The organism is Arthrobacter sp. MMS18-M83, assembly GCF_026683955.1.
GTDB lineage: Bacteria > Actinomycetota > Actinomycetes > Actinomycetales > Micrococcaceae > Arthrobacter.
Window position 1 is genome coordinate 3,996,143 of the sequence record NZ_CP113343.1, and the last position, 23,694, is coordinate 4,019,836.

A 23,694-nucleotide genomic window follows, 5' to 3' on the forward strand; every position below is an offset into this window, starting at 1 on the left:
AAACCGACTAGCGGTCCTTGGCATCCTGCAAGGGAGCGGGCTCCACTGTCTGGAGGGCCTTCGTCGAGGTGTCGTCTGACTCGGACGGCGCCCCCGGCGTCGAGCCGGTCCTTTTGCCTGAAACCACCACAAGTTCTGAAGCGGCCTCGTCTCCGGCAGCCTTATCCAATGTGGCATTGTCCACAGCGGCTTCGTCCAAGGGCTGAACAGTGACCGGCGGCGTCGTGGCGGCTGTTTCCGGATTGTCCGTTTGAACCGCTTCCGAGATGGCCGTCACGCTCACCGCGGGCTTCGCCGGGCCGTCGTCGGAAGCGGCAAGGTCCGCAGCCGCGGCCTCCTCGGCCGCCAGCGCGTTTTGTTCATCAATGTCGTCGGCGAGGGATCTGAGCATGCCCTCGGCCTCGCCCGTCATTTCACTGTGCCCCGCCGCCACGGCCTTGACGAGATACTGGGCCAGGGCGAATTCGGCGAGCAGTGCCGAGCGACGCAGCAGGTGCCCGTCCGGAGTGTCCCGCCGGGCTTCCGTGTAGTGCCTGAGGACGGACTCTACAAACCTCTGTTCGTTTGACGCCACGAGCCAAGCGAAGTCATCGGCCGGATCGCCGATGCGCAGATCGGTCCACCCAGTCACGGCAGTGACGCTGTCGCCGTCGATCAGCAGATTGTCTTCATGGAGATCGCCGTGGACCACGCACGGATTGAAGCGCCACAGCGCCACGTCCTCGAGTGCGTGCTCCCAACGACGAAGCAGGGAGGGCGGAATCTTGCCCGTGGTGGCGGCCTGGTCCAACTCATTCAGCTTGCGCTGGCGGAATTCGTTCGCCGTGTAGCTGGGAAGATCGGCGTTGTTGACGAGCGATTGGGGGAGGTCGTGGACCGCTGCCAGCGCCGTACCGATCTCCTTGGCCAATGCATCACTGCAGCTGGACAGCTCTTCGATGCTGCGCGTGGCCCCGGCCAAGTGGGCGTAGACAAAAGTGCTCAGCGCCCCTTGGCGGACCGTTCCGGCCACTGTTGGCATCAGAAAGGGCAGCTCGGCCCGGATCGCCGGGGCAAAGGCCCGCAGGATCATGAATTCGGTCTCCAGCCGGGCGCTGGCTTCCGGATGGCGCGGTGAACGGACGCGCCAACGCTTGCCTTCCGAGTCCAGCAGAAGCGCCGAATCGAAATCGGCAGCGTCATCCGGGGCGGAGGCGGCAGCCGTCGGCGTCAGGCCGGGCACCGCCGCGGTTGCTACAGCGGCCAGTTCGAACGGTGTTCTTCTCACGTATTCCAAGGTAGATTGACTGGCGCCTATGGGAGCGATGCAGTGCGGCGAGTCTTGAGATCCGCGTGAAAACTGCGTTCAGGGAGCGTGCCTCCAAGATGGATGCAAATGTCATTTGTCGGTGCGAGTCAGTACGGTAGGTACATGAGTTTCACCGAGTTCCCGGCACCGGCAAACCACCTTATCGATACCGTTCTTCCGGTGCGCCCTGCCTTGGTGGACCGGGGATCGGCCGAGCGCATGACGCCAGGCATGCTTGACGAAGTAATCTCTTCGGGCCGTGCCAAGGCCATGGTGCTGTCGCAACGCCAAGCTCTCGCTGTGGGTGACAAGCTGTGGCTGGGCGATGCCGCGCCGCTCTTTGAAAGCCTCCAGGCGGCCAGCGGACCGCTCACTGCCATTTATCTTGGCCGGACACTTGCCCCTTCCTCTGTCCCGGAGCGAACACCGATCGTCCTCTTCGTGCCCGGCGAGCCGGCTGCCCCCGGAACTGCGGGACTTCCGGCCGATGGCACCTGGACGGGGTTTCGGGAGATCGCTGCCCGCCTCGATGCCACGGAAACCGCTTTGTTCGTTGAGGCCAGCGCCATTTCCAATTGGCATGCCACCCATACACATTGCCCGCAATGCGGTACCCCAACCGCCATCGAGGCCGGGGGCTGGGTGCGTCGATGCCCGCGGGACAATTCGGAACACTATCCCCGGACGGATCCGGCCATCATCGTCACGGTCGTCGGCTCCGACGGCAGGCTGCTTCTGGGAGGAGGCGGGCCGGTAGACGCGAAGAACTACTCCACCTTGGCTGGCTTCGTTGAGCCGGGAGAGTCGCTTGAACAGGCCGTGGTGCGGGAAATCGGGGAAGAGGTAGGTGTGCGAGTCACCGCTTGCCAGTACCTTGGTTCCCAGTCGTGGCCGTTTCCGGCCTCGCTCATGCTTGGGTTTACGGCAACAACGGACGACGTCGAAGCCCGGCCCGACGGCGTCGAGGTCACCCGGGCGCGCTGGTTCAGCCGTGCGGAACTCCAGGCAGCCGTGCTCAGCGGCGAGATTACGATCTCCACGCGGCTCTCGATTGCGCGTTCCCTGATCGAGCACTGGTACGGCGGCGTCATCGAGGACCTCCAGCCGTGACGGACGGTATTTTCAGCGACACCGTTTCACTTGAGGACCAGATACTCGGTGGTCTTGATGCCGAGCAGCGGGAAGTCGCCAGCAACCTCAACGGGCCCATGTGCGTCCTTGCTGGAGCCGGAACAGGGAAAACCCGGGCCATCACGCACCGCATCGCTTACGGCGTCCATTCCGGTGTCTACAGTCCCCAGCGACTCCTTGCCGTCACGTTCACTTCGCGTGCCGCCGCCGAAATGCGCAGCCGGCTGCGGGATCTCGGCGTCGGAAACGTCCAAGCGCGCACTTTTCACGCCGCCGCGCTCAGGCAATTGCAGTTCTTCTGGCCCCAAGCGATCGGCGGTGTCCTGCCAAACTTGCTTGACCACAAGGCCAACATCATCGCCGAAGCCGCCCGTCGTCTCAGGCTCAGTACTGATCGAGCCTCCATCCGTGACCTTGCGGCCGAGATCGAGTGGGCCAAGGTTTCCATGCTTACGCCGGCCAACTACCTTGAAAACGCCCACGGACGCGGCACTCCGGGCGGCTTCGACCTCACCGCCGTCGCGCGGGTCTTCCAGTCCTACGAGGACGTGAAGACGGACCGGAACGTCATCGACTTCGAGGACGTCCTGTTGATCACGGTCGGCATCCTGCAGGAGGATCCGAAAGTAGCGGCGACGGTCCGCGAGCAGTACCGGCACTTCGTGGTGGACGAGTACCAGGACGTTTCCCCGCTGCAACAGCGGCTCTTGGAGCTGTGGCTTGGCGGTCGCGACGAGCTCTGCGTGGTGGGCGACGCCAGCCAGACCATTTACTCCTTCACGGGTGCCTCTCCGAAGCATCTCCTTGGCTTCAAGGGACAGTACCCCTCGGCCACAGTCGTGAAGCTGGTCCGTGACTATCGCTCCACGCCGCAGGTGGTGAAGCTGGCCAATGACCTCCTCGGATCCCGGCAGAGCGGTGGAACGGTGGCCGATGCTGCTTGGGCAAAGCCCCTGCAGTTGGTGGCGCAGCGTCCAACGGGACCGGAGCCACGGTTCATGGAATGCCCCGATGACGAGGCAGAGGCCGCGGTGGTCGCCGGCCGGATTCGGGAGCTGATCGACGCCGGGACCAAGGCGAGCGAGATCGCTGTGCTTTTCCGCACCAACGGACAGTCGGAAGCCTACGAACAAGCCCTCGCGTCGGCGGGCATTGGTTACCAGCTGCGGGGCGGTGAGCGCTTCTTCGCGCGCAAGGAAGTCCGGGATGCCATCCTCCAGTTGCGCGCCGCCACGCGGGCAGTGGCCGAGGAGTCCACCAAGGAACCCCTCGGCCAACTGGTCCGGGACATCGTGGCCTCGCTCGGCTACACGGATGCCGCCCCTCACAGCGGCGGGGCCCTGCGCGAACGCTGGGAGTCGCTGGCAGCTCTGGTGGCGCTCGCGGACGAACTTGCCATCAGTCGCGGGCCTGAATTCACGCTGATGGAATTCGTCAACGAACTCCAGGAACGTTCAGTGGCCCAGCACGCCCCGACGGTCCAAGGCGTGACCCTGGCCTCCCTCCACGCGGCAAAGGGCTTGGAGTGGGATGCCGTGTTCCTGGTGGGCTTGAGTGAGGGCCTCATGCCCATTTCCTTCGCGGACACTCCCGAGAGCGTAGACGAGGAACGCCGCCTGCTCTACGTCGGGATCACCCGGGCACGCGAGCACTTGACGCTTTCCTGGTCCACAGCCCGCACACCTGGAGGTCGGGCCAACCGCAAGCCTTCGCGCTTCCTCGACGGGCTGCGCCCTGATTCGGTGCTCGGAGCAAGCGCCCGCAGCCGCGCCATCCCGCGGCGCAAAGCGGCAGCACCGGCGTCGTGCAGGGTCTGCGGAACTATGCTCGCCACCGGCGCTGAACGCAAGGTGGGTCGCTGCAGCCAGTGCCCGCCCACGTATGAGGAACAGACCTTTGAGGCTTTGCGGCAATGGCGCAAGGACGAGGCATTGAGCAACGAAGTTCCCGCCTATGTGGTCTTCACTGACGCGACGTTGACTGCCATCGCCGAGGCTCGGCCTGCTTCGCTTGAGGAACTGGCGAAGCTCGCTGGTGTGGGTCCTTCCAAGCTGGAAAAGTACGGCGAAGCCGTGTTGGCGGTTCTGGTTGAGAACGGGTCTGCCTAGTGCCCCGGGTCGCGGGCCAGCCCGCTTTGCCGCTGACCACCGACGACGGTGCGCCCGTCGTCGTTCGACGTTCGGCGCGCCGCCGCCGAACTGTGGCAGCTTTCTGGGAGGACGGGAACGCGGTTGTTGCGATCCCTGCCCACTTCACGAAGGCACAAGAAAGCGAATGGGTCCGGCGGATGCTGGACAAGCTCAAACTCCAGGGGGAGAGGCGGACCCAAAGTGCCGGGAGGAGGCGTCCTGCCAGCGATGCCGCCCTCGCCGTTCATGCATCGGTGCTGTCATCAAAGTATCTGGGCGGTCGTGCCATCCCGACGTCGGTCCGCTGGGTCAGCAACCAGAAGTCACGGTGGGGGTCAGCTACTCCGGCGGACGGGACCATCCGATTGTCGGACAAGCTCCGGGCCATGCCGCAGTGGGTGATCGACTACGTGTTGCTCCACGAACTCGCGCATCTGCTGGTGGGCGGACATAACGCCGCGTTTTGGCGATTGTTGGAGGCATACCCCGAGACGCAGCGGGCCAAAGCCTTCCTGGAGGGCGTCGTCTTTGCATCGTCGCGGGGTCTCGGCCCGGATGACAATGGCGCCGACGCACCAGCCCGGGACTGGGACGCCGACGCCGACTAAATGCCTTCCGGGAGCGGCGCGGCTCCTTTATGGAGTCGCGCCTTAAGGTGGGACCGCTTAGGCCTTGGGTCCACCGGGTTCCGGGTTGTCGCCCGAGGTGTCTTCCTCTTCCGGCTTCTGAGCCTCCGGCCCGCTCTCGTCCGGGGTGTCGTAGCCACCTTCAAGGAGCTTCTGCAGGGCGTCGTCCACCTCGGTATCGCTGGCTTCGGCCAGGCGGCGCCGCTCGGTGAAGCCCGCGGGATCGTCCAGGTCGTGGGCTGTGGGGAGCAAATCGGGGTGCTGCCAGATGGCATCGCGGCCGGCGATTCCACGCTCGTCCTTCAGCGCAGCCCACAACGTGGCGGCCTCGCGCAGGCGCCGCGGGCGCAGTTCCAGTCCCACCAGTGAGGAGAACGCGTGTTCCGCGGGTCCTCCTGTGGCGCGGCGCCGACGCACCGTTTCACGGAGAGCGACGGCGGAGGGCAGCACTTTCTCGGTTGCAGCGGCAGTGAGTTCGTCCACCCAGCCCTCAACAAGTGCCAGGGCCGTCTCGAGTTTCTCCAGGGCCGCCGCTTGTTCGGGCGTGCGCTCGGGCGTGAACACGCCTTGGGACAGGGCTTCTTGGATACCCTCTGGATTGCCCGGGTCGAGATCGCGGGCGAGGTCTTCGACGCGCGACATGTCAATGTGGATGCCGCGGGCATAGGCCTCGATGGCGCCGAGGAGGTGCCCCCTCAGCCAAGGAACCTGCACGAACAGGCGTGCATGCGCGGCTTCGCGGACGGCGAGGAACAGCCGGACGTCATTCTCCGGGATACTCAGGCCTTCGCCGAATTTGGCCACATTGGCCGGTAGCAAGGCCATTTCGAGATCGGCGAGCGGAACACCGATATCGGTGGAACTGACCACCTCGGCGGACAGGGCGCCGATGGCCTGGCCAAGCTGCATGCCGAAGATGGCGCCGCCCATGTTCTGCAACATGGAGGAGGTGCCACCCATCATTGCCTTCATTTCTTCCGGCATCTGCTGGGTCAGTGCCTCCGAGAGCGCGTTGGCGATGCTGTTGGCGACCGGCTCGGTGAGCCGTTTCCAGGTGGCCAGGGTGGCTTCCACCCATTCGGCGCGGGACCAGGCGCGGCCAATCAGGCCCGTTGCTTGAAGGTCGGTGACTGGATCCAGCCAGAGTTCCGCTAGCCGCAGGGCCTCGTCGACTTCGCGGGTCTGCACGGCATTCACCGACGGATCCGTGCCGGCGGCGGCAACGCGGCGGGCGTTCTCGTGGGCCAGCTGCCAATTGACAGGTCCCTCGGAAGTGGAGCTCATCATGGCCTGCACCTGGGCAAACATTTGCTGCAGCATATTGGGGTCGTTCGGCAGCCCGGCGGCCTTCGCCAATTCGGCGGGGTCGATGTTGCCCATGCCTTGCCCGCCCATCAGGTTCTTCAGCATTTCTGCCAGAGGGTCCTGGGGTGAATCGTCTCCATTGGAGGGAGTGTTGGGGTTGGAGGTCATGGTGCCGCCGATCGTCGATGTGACTGGTGATCACTTTCACGGTACCGCGATGCCAGAGGGCTGTCTGCCTCAGGAACGCGTCGTTCGCTCTAGGCAAAGCACGTCCGGTGGGCACAGCGTCGTAGGGTGGATCGTTGGTATGTTTACTGGCCTCCAACCTGAGGGGCCGAATCGGTAGCGTTGGGCACGGGTTCCTGCGCGGAGAGGTCCCCCATTGACTAGTTTGCCGAGCCCCGGAGCGTCCGGGGAACCCGGACAGCCTCTCGGCCCCTCCTTCCCGCAAGACGCCCCGACGTCGCATGCCCCTTCCCCAGCGCAGGAAGCTGAATCGCGGGAGCAGGAACAGCCCCACGCGCCTGAACCGGCGCGGCGGCGGGACGGACGGTATTTCGCGATGTTGGTCTCCGGCGCCCTGACCGTCGTGTTGGGAGTCGCCGCAGCTGCCCTCCCCGTTCCTTATGTGGTGGAATCGCCGGGGCCAACGTTCAACACCCTGGGCACGGACCACAACAAACCAGTTATTAGCATCACCGGCCATCAGACCTTCCCCGCCAAAGGAAATCTCGACCTGACCACGGTGTTCATCAACGGTGGCCCCAACGGGCCAGTGAGCATTTTCGAAGCGTTCCAGGCCTGGTTGGACGGTTCCAAAGCCGTGTACCCCGAAGAATTGCTCTATCCCAAGGGCGTCACCAAGCAGCAATCCGAACAGGAAAGCGCGCTCGCCATGACCACCTCCCAAGAGAATGCGGTTGCCTCTGCGCTCCAGGAAGAGAACATTCCGTACCAGCAGAAACTTGAAGTCGCGGGGTTGTCCGACGGCTCGGCCTCCGCGGGCAAACTCCAAACCGGAGACGTTTTCACCTCGATCAACGGCAAGGCCGTTACGTCCCTCACCATCATCCAAACCGCACTGGCCGATGGTGCGGGCGCGCCTGCCGCCGTCGTCGTCGATCGCAAGGGCAATCCGGTGACTGTGAACATTACGCCGGGCAAGAGCTCAAACGGCCGCTACATCCTCGGAGTGATGCTCCAGTACAAGTTCACCTTCCCGTTCGATGTCAAGATCTCCTTGGATCAGGTGGGCGGACCAAGTGCCGGCATGATGTTTGCCCTTGGCATCATCGACAGCATCACTCCCGGCGACCTGACGGGAGGCAAGCATGTGGCCGGCACCGGCACTATTTCGCCCGATGGCGCCGTGGGACCCATCGGCGGAATCGCCCAGAAAATGCGGGGAGCGCGTAACGGAGGTGCCACCCTTTTCCTTGCACCGGCAGCCAATTGCGACGAAGTCGTAGGGCATATTCCGGATGGCCTGCAAGTAGTCAAAGTGGAGACCCTGGCGGATGCGAAGTCGGCGGTGGAACGACTCGCCTCTGGACAGGACATGTCCCGTCTTCCGACGTGCTCCAACAACTAGACTGACGATGGAACTTAGCTCCAACGCCACTCGTGGCACATATGACGGCCTCCGCCATCAGCACCAGGCACCGGGCCCGACGAACACACGCACTGATGACAATTAACTGACGACCAGCTATGAGGTACCGAGTTTGTCCCGTCCAGCCAGCACCAACCCGCCCCGAAGACCGCCGCTGAGACGGGGTGCCCTCACTCCTACCCTGATCGTCGTGGCGGTCGTAGTGGTGGGATTCATCTTCTTTGCCAATGTGTGGACCGATGTCCTCTGGTATCAGCAGTTGGGCTTCTTCGAAGTGTATTTCCGGGAGAATCTTGCCCGGATCCTCGTCTTCCTGGCCGGCTTCGCCCTGATGTTCGTCGCAGTCTTCTACGCGATCCGCGTCGCTTACCACGCGCGGCCCGTCTATGCCCCGGACTCCGAGGCCAGGGACAACATGAACCGGTACCAGGCGCAGCTTGAACCAGTGCGTCGCGTGGTCATGATCGGCGTCCCCGTGCTCTTCGGACTGTTCGCCGGAAGCGCTGCTGCGAGCCAATGGCAGAAAGTCCTCTTGTTCTTCAACCAGGTGCCGTTCGGCCAGGCTGACCCGCAGTTCGGCCTGGACATCAGCTTCTACCTCATGACTTTGCCGTTCCTTGGATTCGTCACGGGTTTCCTTATGAGCGTTGTGGTTGTTGCCGGAATCGCCGGGATCCTGACGCATTACCTCTATGGCAGCATCAGGCTGATGGAACGCGGCATCTTCACGAGCCGCGCGGCACAGATCCACCTGGCCTTGACCGGCGCCATTTTCCTGCTGCTTCTTGGAGCCAACTTCTGGCTGGACGTCTACAGCACCGTCCAAAACAACGGTGGACACTGGGCTGGCGCCCTTTACACCGATGTCAACGCTGTGATCCCCACCAAGACCATCCTGGCCGTTGCCGCTGGCCTCGTGGCCATCCTCTTCATCGTGGCCGCTGTGATCGGCCGCTGGCGCCTTCCTGTCATCGGCACCGCGATGCTCATTATCACGTCAATCCTCGCCGGTGGCGTCTACCCATGGGTCATTCAGCAGTTCCAAGTCCGCCCCTCGGAGCAGACACTGGAAAACAAGTACATCGACCGCAACATTGCGATGACCCGGGCCGCCTACGGTTTGGACCAGATCAAGGTTTCCCCTTACAACGCCACGACGGCCGCCAAGAGCGGGGCCCTTGCCAAGGACGCGCAGACGGCTGCCAACATCCGGTTGCTGGACCCAAACCTGGTCTCTTCCGCGTTCTCCCAGTTGGAGCAATACCGTCCGTATTACCAGTTCCCCAAGGCCCTGAACGTTGACAGGTACACGGTGAACGGCAAGACCCAGGACACCGTGATTGCCGTCCGTGAATTGAACCAGGACGGGTTGAACGCCAGCCAACAAACCTGGGTCAACCGGCATATCGTCTACACACACGGTTATGGGGTCGTGGCCGCCAAAGGCAACACCTTCACGGTTGACGGCAAGCCCGACTTCCTGCTGTCCGGTATTCCATCCATGGGCACACTCGGCAGCGACACGAGTTACCAGCCTCGTATCTATTTCGGCGAAGATTCGCCGGACTACTCGGTGGTCGGTGCCCCGGACGGCGCTGCGCACCGTGAACAGGACCGTCCTGCCGGCAAGGACACTTGGACTGAAACGCAGTACACGTTCTCAGGCAACGGTGGGCCGAATGTAGGTAACTGGTTCAACCGTCTCTTGTATTCCATTAAGTTCCAGTCTTCGGACCTGCTGCTGTCTGATGGCGTCAACGAGAAGTCCCAGATCCTCTATGACCGCACTCCGCGTGAGCGAGTGCAAAAGGTTGCTCCGTACCTGACCGTGGACGGCAGCGCCTATCCCGCAGTGGTCGATGGCCGTGTGAAATGGATCGTGGACGGTTACACCACCAGTCAGTACTTCCCATACTCGCAACAGCAGCAGCTCTCGAACGCCACGGCTGACTCGCAGACGACCTCCGGACGTACAGCAGCTTTGCCGAACAGCACCGTCAACTACATCAGGAACTCGGTCAAGGCCACTGTTGACGCCTACGACGGATCGGTGACCCTATACGCCTGGGATGACCAGGACCCCATCCTGAAAGCCTGGGAAAAGATCTTCCCGACCACCATCAAGCCGTACTCGGAAATGTCGGGACAGCTGATGAGCCACGTTCGCTACCCTGAGGATCTCTTCAAGGTCCAGCGTGAACTGCTTGGGCGTTACCACGTGACCAATGCGGACAACTTCTACCAGAACAACGATGCGTGGAGCGTTCCGAACGATCCGACGGTCACCGATGCCGTCAAACAGCCTCCGTTCTACATGTCCCTGCAGATGCCGGACCAGACCAAGCCTGCGTTCCAACTGACGTCGTCCTTCATTCCGCAGGTTGTCAACGGGGCCGCTCGGAATATCCTGTACGGCTTCCTGGCAGCAGATTCCGACGCGGGTAGCCAGAAGGGGGTGAAGGCTGACACGTACGGGCAGTTGCGCTTGCTGCAGTTGCCCACGGACACCCAAGTCCCGGGACCTGGCCAGGCGCAGAATAAGTTCAACTCCGATCCTGAAGTGTCGCGGGAACTTAACCTGCTCAGACAAGGCGCCTCGGATGTGCTCAACGGCAACCTTTTGACTTTGCCGGTGGGCGGAGGCCTGCTCTATGTTCAGCCGGTGTATCTGAAATCGACGGGTGAGACCTCATATCCGACGCTTCAGAGGGTGCTGGTGGCCTTCGGTGACAAGGTCGGCTTTGCGCCGACGCTCGACGCCGCGTTGAAGATCCTGTTCGGGGGCGACTCCGGGGCTTCGGCTGGGGACTCGGCTAACAACGGCCAGACTCCTACCCCACCGGGGGCAAGCACTCCGCCTGCCTCAGCGGATGCCCAGGCTCAGCTGAAGGCTGCGCTGGATGAAGCAAACAAGGCAATCCAGGACGGCCAGGCCGCTCTGGCCAAGGGCGACTTCGCCGGCTATGGCGCCCAGCAGAACATTCTGGCGGCCGCACTGAAGAAGGCGCTCGACGCCGAATCGCGGCTCGGTGTCACGCCCGCGCCTTCGGCCAGCGCGACGCCGTCGCCGACCTCCACGTCGTCGCCCTCGCCGAGCAAGTAGGTAGTTCTCCAACTGGCTGATATCGGCCTAGCTGGGGAGCGTTACAGGACCGGGCCAGCCCAGACCAGGGCTGGCCCGGTCTTCCTTTTGTTCCGGTGACCTGAGCGGTTCTTCCGGTGGCCTGACCGCGGTGCCCGGGCCATTTGGGGGCCGTAGGCGGGCCGGCGGCGAACCAGGGAGACGGAGGTCACGTCGTCTGGATTTGGCCTGACATTCACCGGCAGGTAAAGTAGTTCTTGCGACGCGGGGTGGAGCAGTTCGGTAGCTCGCTGGGCTCATAACCCAGAGGTCACAGGTTCAAATCCTGTCCCCGCAACTGGAGAAAAGGATCCGGCACAGTAGAAATACTGTGTCGGATCTTTTTGTTTTCCACCGATCTCTGGATAGGGAATTGGCAAGTGTGCCCGGTGCGGCAGTGCCACGTCCGTCCTGACCTTCTTTGAGCCGCTTCGGCGCCCAAATGACGCGACCCGCCGTGTCGCAAGCGCTTTCCCAAAGCAAAGAAGGTCAGGACGGCGCGGAGTGCCGGCGAGATTAGCCCCTCTCAGAGGCTGTTACTTCGGCTCAAATAGGTCCCTTTGGTTCCTCAGTTCCCGACGTGCCGCAGCCCACACCCTGGTGGTCAGGGGCACCCGTGAATCTGCGGTAGAGTTGATTCTGCGACGCGGGGTGGAGCAGTTCGGTAGCTCGCTGGGCTCATAACCCAGAGGTCACAGGTTCAAATCCTGTCCCCGCAACCAAGTAAACAAAAGAGTCCGCCCGACAGGGCGGGCTCTTTTGTTTTGTCCGGTTCGCTACGGCTGAAGGGCGCGCCTCGATTCTTCCCGGCCACATGTCCGCACATGGCTCCGAACGCTTCAAGCGTTGACAGTCCAGCTCCTGGAGGACGAAACTTGGGCCGAATGGCCCGTTCATCTGACGGCGCCGGCCGGCCAGGGAGGTTCCTGATGATCAATGCAACGATGGTCGTGGCGACAGTTCCGGTGACGGATCTGGAACGAGCGAAGGAATTCTACGGCGGCATCCTAGGGTTGACCTTCCTCTGGGAAACTCCGGTGGGCGTCCGGTACCGTTGCGGGTCGGTCAGTGAGATCTCTGTCTTCAAGCGTCCGCCCACGTCTACCGAGCACACTCTGGCCCACTTCGAAGTGGATGACATCGAGGCCGTGGTCCAGGACTTGGCGGCCAAGGGCGTCGAGTTCCTCGACTACGCAGATGGCCCCCTTGCCACGACAGGGCACGTCGCCCAGCTAGGACCTGCACGCGGCGCTTGGTTCCGTGATCCCGACGGGAACACTCTCGGCCTTCGCCAGGGTTAGGGCGGTCCCTGCCGGATCCTGATACCCACCGCCGGACCGCACGGCCATCCCGGCGTGGGAACCCCAGCTCCCGCAAGAATCAATAGGAGATCCAAGTATTCCTTCATCGCTGCATGGTAAATACTAGGAGTTCCTAGTATTCTCGATTCCAAGCGTCAGCCATTTGCATCGAGGGAGCTGTTGAATGAAGATCGTCGTGCTCGTCAAACAAGTGCCGGACACAGCGGAAGAACGGAAGCTCGACCTCGCTACGGGTCAGCTCGACCGTGAGTCCGCCGACAGGGTGGTTGATGAAATCAACGAACGCGCCCTTGAGTCAGCGTTGCGCATGAAGGACGCCAACAAGGGCACCGAAGTCGTGGCAATGACCATGGGACCCGCCGAGGCCTCCCATGCCCTTCGCAAAGCTCTTTCCATGGGCGCGGATTCAGCGGTACACGTCCTGGATGATTCCCTGGAAGGCGCCGACACGGGCCGCACCGCCGCGACACTGGCGGCCGCCCTGCGGTCCACAGGATTTGACATGGTGCTGGCCGGCAACGAATCCACTGATGGCCGCGCCGGCGTCGTGCCCGCCATGGTTGCCGAGCACCTCCAGTTGCCTCTGCTGGGATCGTTGATCTCCGCAGAGATCGCCGACGGCGCGGTAAGCGGCGTTCGCCAGGGCGAGGGCGGAACACTTAACGTCCAAGCGGGGCTGCCTGCCATCCTCACTGTGACTGAACGCTTCCCGGAAGCCCGGTTTCCCAACTTCAAAGGCATCCTGACAGCGAAGCGCAAACCAGTTGCCACGCTGTCCGTCTCCGACCTCGACGTCCCAGCAAGCGCGAGCCGCACCGTGGTGGTCTCGACTGTCGAACGGCCACCGCGCGCAGCCGGAAGAAAACTCATTGATGATGGGACGGCAGCCAATGAGCTGGCTGAGTTCCTTGTTGCGAATCGCCTGGTCTGAGGGAGGAACAGAAATGTCCAACGTTTTGGCACTCATCGAAATTTCCCACCGTGGCGAGATTGCAGCCTCAGCCCGCGGGCTGCTGGTAGCCGCTGCCACGCTGGGCTCGCCGGTCGCCGTCGTCGTCTCATCGGAGCCTCTAGCGGACGACGACGTCGCGCGGCTGGGTGAGCTGGGCGCGACGAGGATCTACTCGGCTGTGACTACAGCCGCTGGGACCGTTCTGGTGGCCCCTGCAGTCGATGCGCTGAGCCGGGCGGTCGAGGCTTATGAGCCGGCGGCCGTGCTTACCACCAACACCGCGGACGGCCGCGAAGCCGCCGCCCGGCTTGCCGTGCGGACGGGCGGCAGTGTGCTCGCCGACGTCGTGCAGGTGCGCACTGACAACGGAACCGTTGTCGCGCAGCATTCAGTCTTTGGCGGGGCTTACATCGTTGAGTCCACCGTGGACGGCGGGCTGCCCATCCTCACCATTCGACAGGGTGCGATCGAAGGCCAGGCTCCAGCAACCACGGCGGACGTCAGCACCGCGGTCGTGGAAGCCACCACCGCGGGTGCCGCTGTCATTGACCGGTTCAACGACGATCCGGTTGTCTCCGCCCGCCCGGAGCTTCGCAGTGCCGCAACGGTGGTCTCCGGCGGACGGGGCCTTGGCTCGTCTGAGAACTTTGTGCTGGTGGAACAGTTGGCCGACGCCCTGGGTGCGGCGATCGGCGCGTCACGTGCCGCCGTCGACGCTGGGTACATCGCCCAGACGGCCCAAGTTGGCCAGACCGGTGTCAGTGTGTCTCCGCAGCTGTATGTTGCTTTGGGAATTTCCGGAGCCATCCAGCACCGCGCAGGGATGCAGACCGCCAAGACCATTGTGGCCATCAACAAAGACGAGGACGCGCCCATTTTTGACGTGGCCGACTTCGGAATCGTGGGCGATATTTTCACCGTTGTTCCGAAACTCGTCGAGGCCATCAAAGCCCGATCCAATTGATGGCGTAACAGGCTTTGGCCGCTTCAGCCCAAAGCCTGTTAGCTTGATGCGTCCGTGATTGCAAAGTTCATCCGAGAGGTGTCTGAGAAGATGTCCACCCCCGCGAAAAAGTCGACAGCAGCCAAAAGCAAGTGGTCCCAACCCGTCTGGGTGGTTCCCGGTGTGCTGATCGTGCTTTTGCTCATTGTCTTGGTGGCCAAATGGTTGACGGGCACGTCGAGTGTGCAATCGTTCTTGCACGACTACCCGGGCGCTTCCAGCCTCCCGGAGGGCGCTCCTGTAGGGTTCCCGGCCTGGCTCGGGTGGCAGCATTTCCTGAACGTCTTCTTCATGGTGCTCATCGTCCGCTCCGGTTGGCAGGTTCGCACAGCCAAGCGGCCGCCGGCCCAGTGGACCCGCAACAACACAGGCCTGATCCGGACCAAGAACGCGCCTACCAAGATCAGCCTGGACCTTTGGTTCCACCTGACGCTGGATGCACTGTGGGTGCTCAACGGGATTGTCTTCATTATCGTGATTTTCGCTACCGGGCAATGGATGCGGATCATTCCCACGAGCTGGGATGTGTTCCCGAACGCAATTTCCGCCGCGCTTCAGTACGCATCCTTGAACTGGCCTACGGAGGACGGCTGGGTCAACTACAACGCGCTGCAGTTGCTGACCTACTTCGTCACGGTCTTCATCGCAGCCCCCCTCGCCATCATCACCGGCCTGCGCACATCCTCGGCATGGCCGAAGAAGGCCGGCACGGTGAACAAGGTGTATCCCATCGAGCTGGCCCGCGCCGTGCATTTCCCGGTGATGGTGTACTTCGTGCTCTTCACCATCGTGCATGTCACCTTGGTCCTCGCCACCGGGGCTCTACGCAACCTGAACCACATGTACGGCGGCAGTGACGACATCAACTGGGTTGGCTTCGGCATTTTCGCCGCGTCCCTCCTGGTGATTGTGGGCGCGTGGTTCCTCGCCAGGCCGCTGTTCCTTCGTCCAATCGCTTCGCTGATGGGGAAAGTCAGCAAGTAAACCGCTGCCAATAGCCGGAAAACTGGGAAGAACTGCAGAAGGAGTGCCAATGTTTGAGCTCACGGAAGACCAGCAAGCGGTGGTGGAGATGGTGCGCGACTTCGCCAAGACTGCCATCGCCCCGTTCGCCGCCGAATGGGACGAGACCAAACATTTCCCGGTGGACGTCCTTCGGGAAGCGGGCACCCTTGGCATGGGAGGCATTTATGTCCGGGAAGAGTTCGGCGGTTCAGGGCTTACGCGCACGGATGCTGCGCTGATCTTTGAGGAACTGTCCAAAGCAGACCCCACCATCGCCGCGTACATCTCCATCCACAACATGGTGGTCTGGATGATCGACGCTTTCGGCAACGATGAGCAGCGGGCCCAATGGGTTCCGCAGCTTGCGTCCATGGAAGCCCTGGGCAGCTATTGCCTCACGGAGCCGGGAGCAGGCTCCGACGCCGCGGCGCTGAGCACCAAAGCAGTGCTCGACGGCGACAGTTACGTTCTTAACGGCACCAAACAGTTCATTTCGGGTGCCGGTGCTTCCAGCATCTATGTGGTCATGGCCCGGACTGCGGACACGGGAAGCCAAGGAATCACAGCAATCGTGGTGCCGGCGGACGCGCCGGGCCTGTCTTTCGGCCCGAACGAAAAGAAAATGGGATGGAATGCGCAGCCAACCCGCCAGGTCATCTTCGAGGACGTACGGGTACCCGTGGCCAACCGCCTTGGCGAGGAAGGCAGCGGATTCGGCATCGCCATGAAGGGCCTCAACGGGGGCCGCGTCAATATGGGTGCCTGTTCCGTGGGCGGCGGCCAGGCGGCGCTGGACAAGTCCATCGCCTACCTCAAGTCACGCTCGGCATTCGGTGGGCCACTCATCAACCAGCAATCGCTGTTGTTTGATATCGCCGACATGGATACTGAACTCGAAACTGCCAGGACGCTGATCCTCCGAGCCGCTGACGCCTTGGACCGTGGCGCCCCGGACACCGTGAGGTTGTGCGCGATGGCCAAGCGCGTCGCCACGGATGCCGGTTTCAACGTGGCAAACAAGGCCATCCAGCTGCATGGCGGCTACGGATACCTGTCCGAATACGGGCTGGAGAAGATTGCCAGGGACCTGCGCGTCCACCAGATCCTGGAAGGCAGCAACGAAATCATGCGGCTGATCGTCGGGCGGCTTGCCGTCGGGGCCTAAAGCACGCAGCAAGTACGAATGGCCGGACCTCGATGGAGGTCCGGCCATTCTGTTGGTTGGATCAGAGCTTGTCGAAGTCGGCTTCGTCCACCGTGTCATCTGCCGGAGCGGTAGCGCCTGCGCCGATCGCAGCCTTCGAACCGCCGGACTTCAAGGCCGCCAGGCGAGCCTCGATTTCAGTCTGCTCGCCCAGGTCCTCAAGCTGGTTGAACTGTGCGTCCAGGCTGGAAGCAGCAAGCTCCTGCTGGCCGAGCACCTTGGCTTCTTCGCGGCGGATCTTCTCTTCGAAGCGGCCAACCTCGCTGGTGGGGTCCATGATGTCGATGCTCTTGAGGGCGTCGTGCACCTGGGTCTGGGCAGCAACCGTCTTGGAACGGGCAATCAGCTCGTTGCGCTTGCTGGTGAGCTCGTTGAGCTTGCCCTTCATCTGGTCCAGGCCGCTCTTGAGCTTGTCCACGACTTCCGACTGGGAGGCGATGTTGGGCTCGGCGGCCTTGGCTTGGTTCTCGGCCGACATCTGGCGCTGGATGGCCACCTTGGCAAGGTTGTCGAACTTGACGGCGTCGGCCGCGTTACCGGTAGCACGGTACTCGTCCGCCTTGCGGGATGCTGCGAGGGCTTTGTTGCCCCAGTCCTGGGCGTTCTTAATGTCCTCGTTGTAGTCGGCCTGGAGCATGCGGAGGTTGCCGATGGTCTGCGCCACGGCGGACTCGGCCTCGGCGATGTTGTTCGAGTAGTCGCGGACCATCTGGTCCAGCATCTTCTGCGGGTCCTCAGCTTGGTCGAGCAAGGCATTGATGTTCGCCTTGGCGAGCTGCGCTATCCGCCCGAAAATGGACTGCTTAACCATGGTGTTGCCTTTCGTCCTGCTCAGTGGTGCCCACTGAATCCAGTGATCAGTTCTTGTACCGCTCTACGTGGGGGACTGGCCCCCACCTAGCCTTCGTGAGCTAGAAGCTCCCGTCTCCGCCGCCGTCGCCGCCCCAGCCGCCACCGCCACCGCCGCCGTCGCCGCCGAAGAAGCCTCCGCCTCCACCACCGTCGCCGCCGCCGAAGAAACCTCCGCCGCCTCCGTCGTCGTTATTCCCACCGCCCCAGCCGCCTCCGCCGCCGTGGAGGATGGAGTTGATGAGGATGCCGCCGAGAATCGCTCCGCCGAGGCCACCACCACTGCCCCCGCCGCCGAACATGCCGCCACGTCCGTAGCCTTGGTTGGCGAAACCGCCGAATTGATCGACGTCGGACTGTGCAAGTTGCGCGGCTTGTGCCGCAAGCGCCTGGGCCTGCTGAGCATACGTCAGCGCGGTGACCGGGTCATTGCGGGAAATGGACAGGGCGTAGTCGAGATTCCGTTGGGCTTCGGCCAATCGGGTACGGGCCTCGGGGCCAACGCCGCCGCGCCGCGCCGCGATGTAGTCCGAGGTTGCGCTGATCTGGGACTGAGCAGCCATGATCGTCTGCTGAAGCGAGGCCTGTGCGCGCCGCGCCTGCTCCTGCTGATCGCGGATTCCCGAGAGGGACTGGTCCAAGGCCTGGTGTGCCCTCTCCACCCGGTCCAAGGTGGCGATGGGATCAATCTTGCCGCCTTGGATTTCTGCCTTGACCTGAGCCAGCGCGGCTTCGACTCCGGCCACCGGACCGGCCAGTTCCGGGTGCTCGCCGGACTGGATCATCGCTTTGGCTTGTGCGAGGTCCTGGCTGGTCTCCGCCACCGCACCCTCTAACGAGTTCCGGGCTTCGTCGAGGCTGTCCGCTACCTTGGAAATGGCACCGATCAGCACGTTGGTCTGGTGCAGGCCTTCTTCCGCGGCGCGGACCGCCACTGCGGCAAGGCTGCTTTCCCCTGCCGCCAGCTTTTCCTTGGCTGTACTTGTTGCGTTCTGAACGAAGGCAAGGCGGTCCTTGGCCTGCGTGATGTTGTCGCTCACGTGGCCAAGCGCACTGTCTGCGTACTTTTCGCGCAGGCCGCTGAGGGATTCCTCGGCACTGCTGATCTTCGCCTCCGCCTCGTTGGCGCCGGCAGCAACGGCTGCCAAAGCCTGGGGTGCGTTCTTCTCAAGCTCACGCAGGGAGTCGAAATCGGCCTTCTGCTCGCGCAACGACTCAAGGGCCGCCTCCGAACGTCGGATGATTTCGCCGAGCCAACTGCGCTGCTGCTCTTCGGTGTCCGGGATCTGGTCATCGAGCTGTTGCTGCAGCTTGAAGGACTCGGTCATGTGGTTTTTCGCATCGAGCAAGGCCTTGGTGAAGTTCCCGACGGCGGCATCGCCGTATTGCGCTTGGGCGAAGCCGAGTTCCTGCTCACTGGACTTGATGGTGTCATCCGCTTCGATGAGCAGGGATCCAGCTTTGCGCCGCAATTCCGGGATACTCAAGGAGGCAAGGGGATCCAGTTGCTCTGCCTGCGGGCCGTAGCTCGCGCTGGATGCCGGGCTCTTCTTGCGGCGGTTGCGGAAGTACAGGTATGTGCCAACGCCCCCAGCCGCAACAACGCCTGCACCGATGAGTACCGCAGTGCCCCCGCCGGAATTCTGGGTATCGCCGATGGCCTTGGCGGCATCAATCGCTGCTTGGTCGTAGTTCTTTTTGCCCTGCACAAGGTTTGCGAGGACGGCGTTTTTGAGGATGTCGTCACGCTGGGAATCAGTGATCTTGCTTCCAGGGCCACGGGTGATATTCACTTTGCCCTCGTCCGTGGCGATGGCCAGCAGGACGTCCGTCGATCCGAAGGACTTCTTCTTTGCCACCGCATTGCCCCAGTCGGTGGGCGTGGCCGGGTTGGTGAAGGTCTTTTCAGTGACGACATACAGGTTGAACTGGTGTTCGCTGTAAAGGGACTTGATTGCGTTTTGAACCGCAGTCTTGTCGCGAAGGACGCCGGCGTCGTCAGTGATGTTCTGGCCGGACGGGATAGTCACCGGGTCAGCGGCCCAGGCTGCTGCGGCCGGGAGGGCCAGCATTCCAGCCAGGCCGATGATGGCGAGTACACGTTTCAACATTGACCGCATGTGCAACCCTTCAGCACGTCTGCGATTGGTCCGGGCCGGACCAATCGAAACAGAATGCATCAGCGCCCCCACGCATGGTTGTCAAGCCGCAGGTCGCTGTGGCAATTCCACTTGATTCTATGGTGCACCTTTTGGAGCGTCCACAGCGGTAAATATGCCGCCAGCGAAACGGGGAGAGATCTGGCCTGCCCCAGCGTTGAAGGGGCTAGCCGGGGCCACTCGGGGCACATGTCCGTTCCTAGGACGGCGTTCAGCAAGCTCCCAGCGAACGTCGACTCTTGATTCAGCAAGAGCGACGATAGTTAAGGGGACGAGGAAGAAAGGAAGTCCCATGACGGAGAACCCAGCACAGGGCGCCGTGCCTGAGAACAATGGCCCCAAGAACCATGGTCCTGAGAGCAACGGCAAGGCGGAGGGGGACAAGCAAGCAAGCTCCCAGCCTACGGCGCCGCTGCCGGCATACCAGCCGGGTCAGGATTTCACAGCGCAGACTGCGGCACCTTGGGCTCAGGGCCCGGCCGAAAGCGCCACCGAACAGATCCAGGCGCAGCACAGTGCGCCTCAAAACAGTGCGCCTCAAAACAGCGCTCCCCAGAACAACCCGCCACAGCAAGGCGCCCCCCAGCACAGCGCGCCGCCGCAGCACGCGGAACCCCAGCGCCCGGCCTACGCCGCAGGCCAGGGGCACCCATATCCGCAGCACCAGCCTTTCTACGGTGGACCGAATCCCGCGCAGCACTATCCCACCCAGCAGTTCCCGGCAGCGGCCCACCCGGGCGGTCCAGCGGCCGGCCCCAAGCGCAAGCCAGTCTTCGGCGTCGGGACCCTGGTGGCCAGCATCCTGGCGGCAGGGCTCGTGGGCGGCGGCGTGGTGGCCGCCAGTGATCAGTTGTTCGGCAGCCGGACCCAGATCGCGGCCGGCAGCAGCCAGACGGGAACGGTGATCGTCAACAACAAGGACGACGTCAACGCCATCACGGCAGCAGCAGCCAAGGCTTCGCCCAGCGTCGTTACCATCATGGCTTCCAGTGGAAGCCAGGGCGGCACGGGTTCCGGCATCATCCTTGATGATCAGGGACACATCCTGACCAACACCCACGTGGTGACCCTCGACGGCGCCAGCGCCAACGCCGCGATTGAAGTGCGGTTGAGTGATGGACGCGTCATGAAGGCGACGGTCATAGGTACGGACCCGCTGTCGGACCTCGCCGTCATCAAGGTGGATAACGCTTCGGGCCTGGTGCCGGCTACGCTCGGTGACTCGAGCAAGATCAACGTTGGGGACAACGCCGTTGCCATTGGCGCCCCTCTCGGGCTGCCGGGCACCGTCACCGACGGCATCGTGTCTACGCTCAACCGCACCATCAGTGTGGCGTCCTCGGCTGTTCCCAACGGCGGCTCTGACAGCTCGCAGGGTGGCGGCCAGGGCGGATTCCAGTTCGCTCCTCCAGGCGGTGGCCAAAGCCAGCGCAGTGCGAGCCAGGGCACCGTTTCGCTCAACGTGATCCAGACCGATGCAGCCATCAACCCGGGCAACTCCGGTGGGGCCCTGGTCAACGCCAAGGGTGAGATCATCGGCGTCAACGTGGCGATCGCCTCGGCCGGCAGCAACAGTTCCTCGTCTTCGTCGAGCGGCAACATCGGTGTGGGCTTCAGCATCCCCATCAACAACGCGAAGCGTGTTGCTGACGAAATCATCAAGTCGGGCAAGGCCAGCCATGGGCAGTTCGGCGTCAGCGTTCAGCCCAAGTCGGCCACAGGAAGCACCTCCGGGTTCTCGATAGGCGCGCAGGTGGCAAGCGTGACCGGGGGCTCCGCCGCCGAGAAGGCAGGTATCAAGGTGGGTGACGTCGTAACCAAGTTCGCAGGCATGGACGTCAACGATCCCGATCAGCTCACCGCGGCTGTCCGCGAGCGGCCGGCAGGTTCAACGGTCAAGGTGACCATCCAGCGCGGCGGCCAGTCGCAGGAGCTCGATGTGACCCTGGACGCCGCACAGTAGCGTTCCATCGGCAATAAGTTAGTAATCGACGGCGGCGGGTGGCACCAGAACAGTGCCGCCCGCCGTCGTGTGCTTAGCCCGGCGAACGGGAGTGATCCACGAAACAGGAGTTAACGCGGGTACACGGCGTTGCCCGACTTGTCCCGCAATATGCTTAGCTAGGACGAGCCCTTACGCTGGGCACTCTTGGCCATGCCGCCAGCTGCTGGCCATCCCCGAGTATGGAAGGCTGCCTCGAACACAGTGGGAGACACATTGAAGATTGTTGTTCTGGTCAAGCACGTCCCGGACGCGCAGTTCGACCGACACCTCACCGGCCCAGGCAACACGACGGACCGCGACGAGAGCATCCTCTCCGAACTGGACGAGTATGCGCTTGAAGCCGCCCTGCAGCTCAGCGAGGCCCGCGGGGGTGCGAAGGCAGGCAATGAGGTCATCGCCCTCAGCATGGGCCCCGCCGGCGCCGTGAACGCCATCAAGAAGTCTTTGCAGATCGGAGCCTCCTCGGGTGCGCATTTGAGCGATGATGCGTTGGCCGGTTCCGATGCAGCCGCCACCTCGCTGGCCCTCGCCGCAGCAATCCGGTATCTCGCCGCAGACGCACCTGTGGACCTTGTCCTGACGGGCATGGCCTCGACCGACGGCGAAACGTCCTTGGTTCCCGCCCAGCTCGCCGAGCGGCTCGGGCTCCCGCAGGTCACATTTGCTTCTTCCCTTGAAGTCAACGGCGAACGCGTAGTCGCCCGCCGCGACGGCGACGCCCACGCGGACACCGTCGAGGCAACCTTGCCGGCTTTGGTATCCGTGACGGACCAGATCAACGAGCCGCGATACCCCAACTTCAAGGGCATCCTTGCCGCCAAGAAGAAAAAAATCACGGCACTCACCCTGGCCGACATCGGCGTCGATGCCGCACAGGTAGGCGCCGCGGGTTCGCTCACCGCCGTCGAAACCGCAGAGGCGCGTCCGCCGCGCACAGCGGGCACCATCATCACTGACGAAGGCGACGCCGGCATCAAGCTGGTTGAGTTCCTGGCCGCCCAGAAGCTGCTCTAAGAGGATTCCAGACACATGGCAAAAGCACTTGTATTCATTGACAACCCGGGATCGGCGCTCAAGAAGAGCAGCCTCGAACTCCTGACGATCGCCCGTTCCCTCGGGGAGGCGGCAGTCGCCTTCAACGGCGAACTGCACGACGACGTCGCCGCCGCCTTGGGGTCGCACGGAGCCTCAGTTCTCTACCGGCCATCCGCTACGGACCTGGACGACTATCTCGTCGCGCCGAAAGCCGCATACCTTGCCGCGGCTGTTGCCGCCTCCGGGGCCGAAACTGTCCTGCTGGAGAACACGGCGGATGGCAAGGAAATCGCAGCCCGCCTCGGCGTGAAGCTCAACGCCGGTGTCATCACCGATGTTGTGGGCGTCGACGCCGATGGCACGGCCCACAAGTCGGTCCTGGCCGGCTCGTACACCACCACGGCCAAGGCTCGCACTGCCGTCGCCGTGCTCACAGTCAAGCCGAACAGTGTCGACGTCGAGGCCCCGGCCGCGGCAAGCACGCCTGAAGCCGTCACTATCGACGTCCCGGCCGATGCCACGGCGAACGCCGCACGGATCACCGGCCGCGCCGAGAAGCCTGCCAGTGGCCGTCCTGAGCTCACCGAAGCCCGGATTGTGGTTGCAGGCGGCCGCGGCGTCGATGGCGACTTCGGTCCCTTGGAAGAACTGGCCGACGCGCTGGGCGGTGCACTGGGGGCTTCCCGAGCAGCCACGGATGCAGGCTGGATCGGACATGACTACCAAGTAGGCCAAACGGGCAAGACCGTTTCCCCGCAGCTTTACATCTCGGCGGGCATCTCGGGTGCCATCCAGCAGAAGGCCGGCATGCAGACCTCCAAGGTGATCGTCGCGATCAACAAGGATGCGGAATCGCCGATTTTCGAAATCGCGGACTTTGGCATCATCGGCGACCTCTTCAAGGTTGTTCCGCAGGCCACCGAAGAGATCAAGAAGCGGAAAGGCTGA

The 23,694-nt window shown here is 63.1% G+C and carries 17 protein-coding genes and 2 tRNA genes; 15 read left to right on the plus strand and 4 right to left on the minus strand.

The window, feature by feature from the left end:
- Positions 1–7: 7 nt before the first annotated feature.
- The gene (locus tag OW521_RS18910) at positions 8–1,267 is read right to left on the minus strand and encodes a macrolide 2'-phosphotransferase (protein ID WP_268021103.1); all 1,260 of its coding nucleotides are present in this window, start codon (positions 1,265–1,267) and stop codon (positions 8–10) included.
- A gap of 144 nt (positions 1,268–1,411) precedes the next feature.
- Between OW521_RS18910 and nudC the strand changes: the two genes are divergently transcribed.
- From nudC to OW521_RS18925, 3 genes are read left to right on the plus strand one after another with little or no spacing between them, the layout of a single operon-like run.
- The gene (gene nudC / locus OW521_RS18915; RefSeq protein ID WP_268021104.1) at positions 1,412–2,398 is read left to right on the plus strand and encodes an NAD(+) diphosphatase; all 987 of its coding nucleotides are present in this window, start codon (positions 1,412–1,414) and stop codon (positions 2,396–2,398) included.
- On the plus strand, positions 2,395–4,527 hold the full coding sequence (locus OW521_RS18920) for an ATP-dependent DNA helicase UvrD2 (protein WP_268021105.1): 2,133 nt from the start codon (positions 2,395–2,397) through the stop codon (positions 4,525–4,527). Before nudC ends, OW521_RS18920 begins: the two co-directional genes overlap by 4 nt.
- Positions 4,527–5,156, plus strand: a complete 630-nt coding sequence (locus OW521_RS18925) for a M48 metallopeptidase family protein (protein WP_268021106.1) — start codon at positions 4,527–4,529, stop codon at positions 5,154–5,156. Before OW521_RS18920 ends, OW521_RS18925 begins: the two co-directional genes overlap by 1 nt.
- Before the next feature lie 57 nt (positions 5,157–5,213).
- Here the strand turns inward: OW521_RS18925 and OW521_RS18930 are convergent, their stop codons facing one another.
- Positions 5,214–6,647, minus strand: a complete 1,434-nt coding sequence (locus OW521_RS18930; protein ID WP_268021107.1) for a zinc-dependent metalloprotease — start codon at positions 6,645–6,647, stop codon at positions 5,214–5,216.
- 394 nt (positions 6,648–7,041) lie between these two features.
- Here OW521_RS18930 and OW521_RS18935 point away from each other — a divergent pair, with 394 nt between their 5' ends.
- The 9 genes from OW521_RS18935 (at position 7,042) to OW521_RS18975 (ending at position 16,659) form a co-directional block, all read left to right on the plus strand.
- On the plus strand, positions 7,042–8,070 hold the full coding sequence (locus OW521_RS18935) for a YlbL family protein (protein WP_268025977.1): 1,029 nt from the start codon (positions 7,042–7,044) through the stop codon (positions 8,068–8,070).
- A gap of 133 nt (positions 8,071–8,203) precedes the next feature.
- Positions 8,204–11,194, plus strand: a complete 2,991-nt coding sequence (locus OW521_RS18940) for a UPF0182 family membrane protein (RefSeq protein ID WP_268021108.1) — start codon at positions 8,204–8,206, stop codon at positions 11,192–11,194.
- A gap of 242 nt (positions 11,195–11,436) precedes the next feature.
- Positions 11,437–11,510, plus strand: a tRNA-Met gene (locus OW521_RS18945).
- Positions 11,511–11,857: 347 nt separating this feature from the next.
- Positions 11,858–11,934, plus strand: a tRNA-Met gene (locus OW521_RS18950).
- 207 nt (positions 11,935–12,141) lie between these two features.
- Positions 12,142–12,513 (plus strand): VOC family protein, encoded by a 372-nt coding sequence (locus OW521_RS18955; RefSeq protein ID WP_268021109.1) that lies wholly within the window; start codon positions 12,142–12,144, stop codon positions 12,511–12,513.
- Between the two features lie 184 nt (positions 12,514–12,697).
- Positions 12,698–13,465 (plus strand): electron transfer flavoprotein subunit beta/FixA family protein, encoded by a 768-nt coding sequence (locus OW521_RS18960; protein ID WP_268021110.1) that lies wholly within the window; start codon positions 12,698–12,700, stop codon positions 13,463–13,465.
- 13 nt (positions 13,466–13,478) lie between these two features.
- A complete protein-coding gene (locus OW521_RS18965; RefSeq protein WP_268021111.1) occupies positions 13,479–14,450 on the plus strand; it encodes an electron transfer flavoprotein subunit alpha/FixB family protein in 972 nt (323 codons plus the stop codon).
- A gap of 90 nt (positions 14,451–14,540) precedes the next feature.
- Positions 14,541–15,473: a cytochrome b/b6 domain-containing protein gene (locus tag OW521_RS18970; RefSeq protein WP_268025978.1), complete on the plus strand. Its 933-nt coding sequence runs from the start codon at positions 14,541–14,543 to the stop codon at positions 15,471–15,473.
- A gap of 49 nt (positions 15,474–15,522) precedes the next feature.
- Positions 15,523–16,659 carry an acyl-CoA dehydrogenase family protein gene (locus OW521_RS18975; RefSeq protein WP_268021112.1) on the plus strand — a complete coding sequence of 379 codons (1,137 nt, stop codon included), beginning with the start codon at positions 15,523–15,525 and terminating at the stop codon, positions 16,657–16,659.
- A gap of 61 nt (positions 16,660–16,720) precedes the next feature.
- Here OW521_RS18975 and OW521_RS18980 read toward each other — a convergent pair whose 3' ends face one another.
- Both OW521_RS18980 and OW521_RS18985 read right to left on the minus strand, forming a co-directional pair.
- Positions 16,721–17,509, minus strand: coding sequence for a PspA/IM30 family protein (locus tag OW521_RS18980; protein ID WP_268021113.1), 789 nt, complete (start codon positions 17,507–17,509; stop codon positions 16,721–16,723).
- Positions 17,510–17,609: 100 nt separating this feature from the next.
- Positions 17,610–19,667, minus strand: coding sequence for a TPM domain-containing protein (locus OW521_RS18985; RefSeq protein ID WP_268021114.1), 2,058 nt, complete (start codon positions 19,665–19,667; stop codon positions 17,610–17,612).
- 331 nt (positions 19,668–19,998) lie between these two features.
- Here OW521_RS18985 and OW521_RS18990 point away from each other — a divergent pair, with 331 nt between their 5' ends.
- From OW521_RS18990 to OW521_RS19000, 3 genes are all read left to right on the plus strand, one after another.
- Positions 19,999–21,669, plus strand: a complete 1,671-nt coding sequence (locus OW521_RS18990; protein ID WP_268021115.1) for a S1C family serine protease — start codon at positions 19,999–20,001, stop codon at positions 21,667–21,669.
- Between the two features lie 255 nt (positions 21,670–21,924).
- Positions 21,925–22,725, plus strand: coding sequence for an electron transfer flavoprotein subunit beta/FixA family protein (locus OW521_RS18995; protein ID WP_268021116.1), 801 nt, complete (start codon positions 21,925–21,927; stop codon positions 22,723–22,725).
- Between the two features lie 15 nt (positions 22,726–22,740).
- Positions 22,741–23,694 (plus strand): electron transfer flavoprotein subunit alpha/FixB family protein, encoded by a 954-nt coding sequence (locus tag OW521_RS19000; RefSeq protein WP_268021117.1) that lies wholly within the window; start codon positions 22,741–22,743, stop codon positions 23,692–23,694.

Bases quoted from the DNA above. Each gene is read 5' to 3' on its own strand.
- nudC (WP_268021104.1), top strand. From the start codon at position 1,412: ATGAGTTTCACCGAGTTCCCGGCACCGGCAAACCACCTTATCGATACC.
- OW521_RS18930 (WP_268021107.1), bottom strand. From the start codon at position 6,647: ATGACCTCCAACCCCAACACTCCCTCCAATGGAGACGATTCACCCCAG.
- OW521_RS18935 (WP_268025977.1), top strand. From the start codon at position 7,042: ATGTTGGTCTCCGGCGCCCTGACCGTCGTGTTGGGAGTCGCCGCAGCT.
- OW521_RS18955 (WP_268021109.1), top strand. From the start codon at position 12,142: ATGATCAATGCAACGATGGTCGTGGCGACAGTTCCGGTGACGGATCTG.
- OW521_RS18960 (WP_268021110.1), top strand. From the start codon at position 12,698: ATGAAGATCGTCGTGCTCGTCAAACAAGTGCCGGACACAGCGGAAGAA.
- OW521_RS18965 (WP_268021111.1), top strand. From the start codon at position 13,479: ATGTCCAACGTTTTGGCACTCATCGAAATTTCCCACCGTGGCGAGATT.
- OW521_RS18970 (WP_268025978.1), top strand. From the start codon at position 14,541: ATGTCCACCCCCGCGAAAAAGTCGACAGCAGCCAAAAGCAAGTGGTCC.
- OW521_RS18975 (WP_268021112.1), top strand. From the start codon at position 15,523: ATGTTTGAGCTCACGGAAGACCAGCAAGCGGTGGTGGAGATGGTGCGC.
- OW521_RS18980 (WP_268021113.1), bottom strand. From the start codon at position 17,509: ATGGTTAAGCAGTCCATTTTCGGGCGGATAGCGCAGCTCGCCAAGGCG.
- OW521_RS18985 (WP_268021114.1), bottom strand. From the start codon at position 19,667: ATGCGGTCAATGTTGAAACGTGTACTCGCCATCATCGGCCTGGCTGGA.
- OW521_RS18990 (WP_268021115.1), top strand. From the start codon at position 19,999: ATGACGGAGAACCCAGCACAGGGCGCCGTGCCTGAGAACAATGGCCCC.
- OW521_RS19000 (WP_268021117.1), top strand. From the start codon at position 22,741: ATGGCAAAAGCACTTGTATTCATTGACAACCCGGGATCGGCGCTCAAG.